Raw genomic sequence first — 6803 nt, forward strand, 5'->3', positions numbered from 1 at the left:
CACCAAGACCGCCGCGACCGGCCCCCGCGCGGGGCGCGGGGCGGTCGCGGCGAGCTCGCCGCTCACGCCGGGGCGGCGGCCCGGATCGTGCCCGGGCCGGGCGGAGCGGCCGGGCGGCCCACGGTCCTCGATCCGGGTCGGGCGATCCCCCGCCGGTCAGGCCGCGCTGCGCACCCGGCCGGGGGCGGACCCGGCGTGCCGCGCCAGCAGGCGCAGGATCTCTTCGCGCGCGTCGTAGGCCGCGAAATCGACCGCGAGGCGACGCGCGTGCCGACGGTGGCCGGGCTCGTCGAGCACGGTGCGCACGGCGCGCCGGATCGCCTCCGGGTCCGGGCTGTTCGTCCGCAGGTCGATCCCCGCGCCCGACCACGCGATGCGGGCGTTCACGTCGGCCTTGTCCTCGGTCAGGCCGGCGGCGACGAGCGGCACGCCGGCGCTCAGCGCCTGGTTGACGCTGCCGTAGCCGCCGTTCGTCACCATGGCGTCGATCCGCGGCAGCAGCCACTCGAAGGGCAGGTAGGCGGACAGCCGCGCGTTCTCCGGGACCGGGCCCGGGATGGCGTCGAGCCCGCGCCCGCCGGCCGTCACCACGGTCAGGATGTCGGGCTCGCCGGCCAGCGCCGCGAGGGTCGGGCCGACGAGGAGGCCGAAATCGTGGTTGGCCACGGTGCCCTGCGTGACGAGCACGACCTTGCGCGTGCCGTCGAGATCGCCCGCCCAGGGCGGCAGGGGCGCCTGGCCCGGGACGATGGGAAGCGCGCCGACGAACCGGACCGTCGGCGGCAGCAGGAAGGGGAACTCGAAGGCCGGCACCGAGAGCTGCAGGTAGGCGTCGGCGAGCCTCACGACCGAATCGAACAGCGTCATCGACAGCGCCGGCAGCCCGCACTGCGCCAGGGCTCCGTTGAGGCGGCGCGCGACGGGCCGGTCGACGACGGCCTCGTGCTCCCGCGCGATCTGCTCGTAGGCCTCCCGCTGCCCGGCGGACTGCGCCGGGTGAAGACCGACGAAGGGGGGCGCCTTGTCCTCGCGGGAGCAGTGCAGGATCGAGGTGCCGCACAGGACGACCGAGGGGCGTCCCGCGCGCGGCCCGAGCAGCAGGGGCAGGACCCCGAAGAACATGTCGTCGCCGATCACCACCCTGGCCGGGAACGCCCGCAGCGCCTCCTGCAAGCCCCCGTGCTGGTCGGGGATCCGGTCGACGAAGATGCGCTCCATGGCGATGCGCAGCCATTCCGGACCGGGCGGGGTCCGCGCCAGTTCGGGCGCGAAGGCCGGGAGGTCGCGCCCGTCGATGTCCGCGCTCCCCGGCAGGGCCATGAACCGTGCGCCGGCCGCCTCGATGCGGGCCCGGAAGGCGGTGCCGGACAGCAGCGCGACCTCGTGGCCCTCGTCGGTCAGCATGCGGGCGATGGCGAGCAGGGGGTTGAGGTGGCCCGTCGCGGGCGTCGAACACAGGAGGACCTTCATGCACTCGTCCTTTCGATGGGGCGCGCGCGCCGCGAAATCGGCGCGGCTGGCCCGGGAGCGAGGCTGGAGGGGGCCCGTTACGGCGCGGCTGCGGATCCCGGCCTGAAGGGTTACGGCTGCAACGGCGCGCGCCACGGCGGGCGGGAGAGGGCTGCGCCCGGCCGCGGTGCTGCCCTACGCGCGACCCGGGGGATCCTCGCGATCCCGGCTGCATCCGGGCTGCCCGTGGCGAATTCTTCTCCGTTGTGCGCCGTATCGGAGAACGGTATCCTATGCACGATGGGCGGCCTGCCCATCGACGCTACCTCATGCTCGCCCGGTTCCCACCGTGGCGGGCACTTTCGCGGGTGGGGCCGGGCGCTCTGCCCGAGACGAGCGTGAGCACCCGGCGGGACGCGCCGGAACGGACCCGGGGCGTCAGTGCCGCCGATGGTGGCGCCGGTGATGCACTCTCCGCATCCCGCCGGTCCGCGCGCCGGCGGTCCGGCTGTTGCCGCGGGCGGACGCGCCGCCCCGATCCAGGCCGCTGCCCGCATCCGTGCCGCCCTGGGCGACGTGGATGCGCCCGTCCGTGGAAGCGGTCGCGACGTGCGGGGTGATCACCATCAATCCTGCGGCCAGAGCCGCGCTCGCCAGCACCTTCATCATCGGGGCGTCCTCCTGCGGCCGGTCGCCGCGCATCTCAACCGGAATCGCGCGGCAGCGTTCCCCCGCACGATTCCGCGCGGGCGACGCGGCCCGGGGGCGCGAGCGGGGAGAAAGCGGCCGCCGTCGACCGCGCGGTCGGGCGCGCCGGCCCGGGGGGCATGAAGCGGGGGCGAGCGCCGCCCCGGACCCGTCAACCCGATCGGTTCAGTATTTGGCAACCACGACGAGCGAGGTGTTGTTATCCTTGCCGAGCATCGTCGCGGCGCCGAAGACGACGAGAACGATCAATGCCGCTCCGAGCGTGTACTCGAATACGGTTGCGCCGCTCTCGTCAGCAAGGAAGCGTCGAAGTGTGTCGATCATAGACCTGGTCCGGATTGCCGTGACCGAAGGCTAGGCCGCAACTGCTAAGGAGAGATTGCTCAAACCCGGCCATTGCGATCGAGCCGGGCCGGCGCCCGCGCCGACCCGGGGGCCCGGCGCAGGCGGATCGGCCGGCCGCCAGCGGTGGTGCGCGCACCGGCCGCCGCCCCGGAGGGGGCACGCGTGTCGCGGTCCCGCACCTCGCCGAGTGCCTCACGGCTTGGCGCCGGCCGTCCTGCTCGGATCGTCGGCGGGGTTCACGTAGGTGAGCCCGAACGGACCGGTCCCGGAGACCTGGACCGTCGCGGGCTCGGCCGACGTCCACAGGGAGTGGGGCATCTTGGCGGGCAGGAACACGAATCCCCCCTTCTCCATCGGCTTCCCGCGCGCCTTGTCGACGGTCTCACCCATGCCGTGGGTCAGCGCGCCCACCAGGAGGGTCACGCTCTCGTCGGTGGCGTGGGTATGGGGCGCCACCAGGGTGTTGGCCGGGAACCGCACCCTCAGCGTGAACGGGCCGGGCTTGTCCGGATCGCCCGACAGGATGCTGATCTCGCTCCCCTTCGGCAGGGAGGGCGGGGCGGCGGCCCACTTCACCGCGGCGTCGCCCGGCACCAGGACCATGCCGTGCCCGTCGTCGGCCCTCGCCGCCCCCGCGGCGGCGAGCAGTGCACCGGTGGCGGCGAGCCCGATGGCCGCGCGGAAGCTGGGCGAGAGCGTCATGTCCGGTTCCCTCCGGCCCGGGATCTCGAGAGCGGATCCTTCGCGCCGGTGTGGAAACTGGCAGCATCTCACGCCGAGGCAAACCCCGATCGATCGCGCGCGAGTGGATGACCTGGCGGCCCTCACGGCTCAGGCGCGCCGGGCCCGCGGGTCAGCGCCGGGCACAGATCGCCCGCGCCTTCAGCGGCATCGGCGCCGTTCCCACGGCGAAGCAGTAGATGCTGCTCTCGTCCATGGCGGGCCTCTCGCCGCCGCTGCAGGTCCCGTTCACGGCGAACTCGTCGGCCGCGCACGTCGCGACGCACCGGCCGCCGCTGCACTCCTCGGCCTGGATGCGGAGCGCCGCCGCGGCGGCCGCCGCCTTGCCCTCGGGACCGCTCGGCCCGGGAGGACCGGGAGGTCCGGCCTCGCCCCTCGCGCCCGGCCCCCCGGGCGGCCCCGTCGGGCCGGGCGGCCCCGTAGGCCCGGGCGGGCCGGCGCTTCCGGGCTCGCCCTTCTCGCCCCGGGCGCCCTGCGGTCCCTCAGGGCCTTGCTGACCAGCCACGCCCTGCGGTCCCCTCGGCCCGATCTCGGTCCGCGGGGGCTGCGTCGCCGCGGGGACGAGGGCGGCCTTCGCGGCGGCGCCCTCGCGGCCGTCCGGTCCCCGCTGGCCGCAGAACCCCACCACGGCCTGACGGCTCTCCGCGCCGGACCTGATGGTCACGACGCAGCTCATGGGATGATAGAGGACGCGGAAGGAGAAGCGGCCATCCTTCTCGCTGAGCGCCTGGTTGCTGTCGTCGAGGGTGACTTTCGCCTCCCGGGCGGGGTTCAGCCTGCCGGCCACCCGCAGCTCGCCGTTCGTGATCATGGCCTGCTCGATGATCACGTCGGCGAAGGCCTGCGGGGCGGACAGGCCGACGAACGCGGCGGCAAGCCTGAGATGTCGCGCCATCGTCGCGCCCCCATCCGGGAAGTGGATCTGAAGGTGCAGGTCGGATGCGCGCTCGTGCGGAACGCGCACCCGACCCGCTTTGTGCCTGCCCGGGTTTGGGATGCAGAGCAGACGGCCCACATTGCCACGGCCCGGCCGGGCGGACGAGCGGTAGGCCCTTCCCCGTTCGAGGAAACTTGAGCAGTCACAAAGGGGTAGATGACGGGTCGCGGCCGGGCGCTCCGCGGGCGCTTGCACCGGCCCGGGTGACGAGACGCCGGCCGGGCCGCGGTCGGGAGCGACGGGGCGGTCCGCCGCCTCGCGGCCGGGTCAGTTCGAGCGGGCCGACGCGCTGCGCAGGCTCAGGCTTCGCACGCGGCTGAGGAACGACAGCGTGCGGCTGCTATCCGGGGGAAAATCGTCCGACCGGCTCGCGGCCTCTCCGCGGATGAGCGTCTGCGCGAAGTCGTCGGCGAGCGACGCTCCCGCAAGATCCTCCACGCTCTGCTCGATCCGTGGATCCTCGGCGCTGTTCCGGCTCGCCCGCGTCGCCTTGTCGAGTTCGGCGGTGAGCAGGCTCACTTGCTGCAGATTGCAGAAGAAGGACAGTTTCATGCCGCCCGGGATCTGGAACCGGAACACGATGCCGTTCTCGCTGGCCAGATACTCGCAGTCCGTGTCCTCGACCCAGAAAGTATGCTGCTTCCCCTCGGCCTGCTTCCTGGCGCGCGAGGTCGTGTTGGCCGATTGCGACAGCAATGCCATCAGCCTGAACAGGCTGGCCTCGTCGATCGCGAAGGGAGAGGTTTTGCCGCCGATATCCGCAAACAATATGGTGTATGCACCATCATCCGTACTGGCGACGCCCCTGAAACGGTCGACCATTGTGGCCCGTACCTGGTGCATCAGGATGATCCTCGACATTCATGAGGATCAAGCGTTGACACATCATAGTTAAGTATCGGTTAATGGACTCGGGCCATCATGCCGGCGGCTGTGCCGGGATGCCGTGTCCGAGCCCGCACGCGGACCGTCGGCGGCCGCGCAGGGCACAATCCGGCCGCGCCCGGCCACGTCTCCCCACGCCTCCTCCGGGGACGGGGGATGGGGTTCGGGGCTCAGTGCCCGGTGCTGCGGTAGGAGCAGTACGTGCCGCGATCCTCGTACCCACCCGGGCAGGAGCGCACGCAGGCGCCCGCGGCCTCCTTGTAGCCGGGCGGACAGTTCCCCCATTGCGCACCGGCAGGAGCCGGGAGGCTCACGAGCAGGATGGCTGCACCAACGAATGCGGAACGTAGCCGACGGGACATCCGGATCTGCACCCCTCACGCGGCCGGGCGAAGCAGAGCCCAGTACGAAGCGATTGGCCGGCGCATGCCAGGGCCCTCATCCGCTCCGCGCGACGAAGATGCGACGCAGCCGACACGTCCGCGGCCTCGCTCCGCCCGGTCCAGCGCCGTCGACGACAGGGCGGGCCTCGCGGCGCGGGCGGCCGCATCGGACGCCCCGAGAATCTCGTCGCCCGACATCTTGCCGACGTCCCTCACCGCGGCACTCGGATCAGGGCTGAACCGCGCCGTCAGGAAGCGGCGCCCGGGGTGCCGCCCGCTGCGGCAGCCGGCTCGCTCGATCCTCGAGAAGACTCCTCACGCCTCCCTGAGCCATCCGAAGCCGATTGCGGTCACGACGGTCGCGGAGAACACGGTGGCTGCGCCGAGAACGACGAGCGAGAAAACGATCACGATGGTGGTATCCCTCTGGACCCGCGACGCTGAGGTGTCACTCTCCTCGGCCGGCGTGCGACGGGTCCCTGCTTGAGGAACGCCGCCATCACGCGCCTGGTTCGACGTGCGGGATCCCTTGTCGCAGTGCAGCACGGCGGGCGGGCGATCGAGGATCAACGAACCGCTGGGCGCGTGCTGGAGGCCCGACCGGCTCGCCCCGGGGCCTGACCCGCCGTGCGGCGCCGGGAAGGTGCCCTGGCATCAGTCGCCGCGATCCCGCGGCATGTCGGGAGCGTCGCCCCGGACGCGGCCATCGAACCCCTCGAGCCACCGCGCGCGGGCTTCCGAGTTGAACGGGTAAGGGCAGGCGTCACGATGGCGGCCGAGGTGTCTTGCTCTCATGCCCTCGAAGGTCGGATCGCGCGCGTGATCGTGGTCGGTCATGGGTCCTGCTCCTGACTGTCACACCTGATATGGGAGCCACAGCCCCCTGTTTCACGGCCGCGTCGCTCCCTGTCGGCGACCGGGCGAGCGCTGGATCACAGGCAGGGTCGGGCCGCCCGCCCGGGAGGCGGGACGGGCGAGGTGCCCGTCCCGCCAGCGCGAAGCCTCCGGCGGCGGCGCGTGCATCACCGTGTCCTCGCGGATCGATCCGGCCGGCTCCCCTGGCGGACCTCAGTGCTGCGTCGGGGCGGCTTCCCTCGCGTGCGCGAGGAAGAAGCGCACCATCTCCCGGCTGGCGTCGGGCCCGCTCGGATCCGTGTACGAGCCGCTCGCGCTGCCGCCCGACCAAGCGTGCCCGGCGCCGTGCAGGACCCACTGCTCGACGACCGGCCGGCCTTGCGCGTCGCTGCGGACCGTCCGGGTGTAGGCCCGCCCGCCGAGGGCCGCGCCGGAACTCACCGCCTCGCCGAGCGCCGTCGCGGGCGTGGCCTGGGCGACGACGTGGTCGGCGTTGACCG

The 6803-nt window shown here is 73.0% G+C and carries 8 protein-coding genes and 1 pseudogene; all 9 read right to left on the reverse strand.

Annotated features, from left to right (window positions below; all coding sequences use genetic code 11):
• Positions 1-156: 156 nt before the first annotated feature.
• Positions 157-1470 carry a glycosyltransferase gene (locus DT057_RS03395; RefSeq protein ID WP_128560716.1) on the reverse strand — a complete coding sequence of 438 codons (1314 nt, stop codon included), beginning with the start codon at positions 1468-1470 and terminating at the stop codon, positions 157-159.
• A 417-nt stretch (positions 1471-1887) separates the two neighbouring features.
• Positions 1888-2118: a hypothetical protein gene (locus DT057_RS03400; protein ID WP_128560717.1), complete on the reverse strand. Its 231-nt coding sequence runs from the start codon at positions 2116-2118 to the stop codon at positions 1888-1890.
• 204 nt (positions 2119-2322) lie between these two features.
• Positions 2323-2481: a Flp family type IVb pilin gene (locus tag DT057_RS03405; RefSeq protein WP_128560718.1), complete on the reverse strand. Its 159-nt coding sequence runs from the start codon at positions 2479-2481 to the stop codon at positions 2323-2325.
• Positions 2482-2694: 213 nt separating this feature from the next.
• Positions 2695-3204 (reverse strand): cupin domain-containing protein, encoded by a 510-nt coding sequence (locus DT057_RS03410; RefSeq protein WP_238313693.1) that lies wholly within the window; start codon positions 3202-3204, stop codon positions 2695-2697.
• A 151-nt stretch (positions 3205-3355) separates the two neighbouring features.
• The gene (locus DT057_RS03415; RefSeq protein ID WP_128560719.1) at positions 3356-4138 is read right to left on the reverse strand and encodes a hypothetical protein; all 783 of its coding nucleotides are present in this window, start codon (positions 4136-4138) and stop codon (positions 3356-3358) included.
• 309 nt (positions 4139-4447) lie between these two features.
• Entirely contained in the window at positions 4448-5023 is a 576-nt protein-coding gene (locus DT057_RS03420; protein WP_128560720.1) for a hypothetical protein, read from the reverse strand.
• 740 nt (positions 5024-5763) lie between these two features.
• Positions 5764-6018, reverse strand: a complete 255-nt coding sequence (locus tag DT057_RS03430; protein WP_128560721.1) for a hypothetical protein — start codon at positions 6016-6018, stop codon at positions 5764-5766.
• Positions 6019-6102: 84 nt separating this feature from the next.
• Positions 6103-6285 (reverse strand): Rmf/CrpP family protein, encoded by a 183-nt coding sequence (locus DT057_RS03435; RefSeq protein ID WP_128560722.1) that lies wholly within the window; start codon positions 6283-6285, stop codon positions 6103-6105.
• A gap of 231 nt (positions 6286-6516) precedes the next feature.
• Positions 6517-6803 (reverse strand): annotated as a pseudogene (locus tag DT057_RS03440) (extracellular catalytic domain type 1 short-chain-length polyhydroxyalkanoate depolymerase); the annotation flags it as partial.

The sequence above is a fragment of the Methylobacterium crusticola genome, from assembly GCF_003574465.1.
GTDB lineage: Bacteria > Pseudomonadota > Alphaproteobacteria > Rhizobiales > Beijerinckiaceae > Methylobacterium > Methylobacterium crusticola.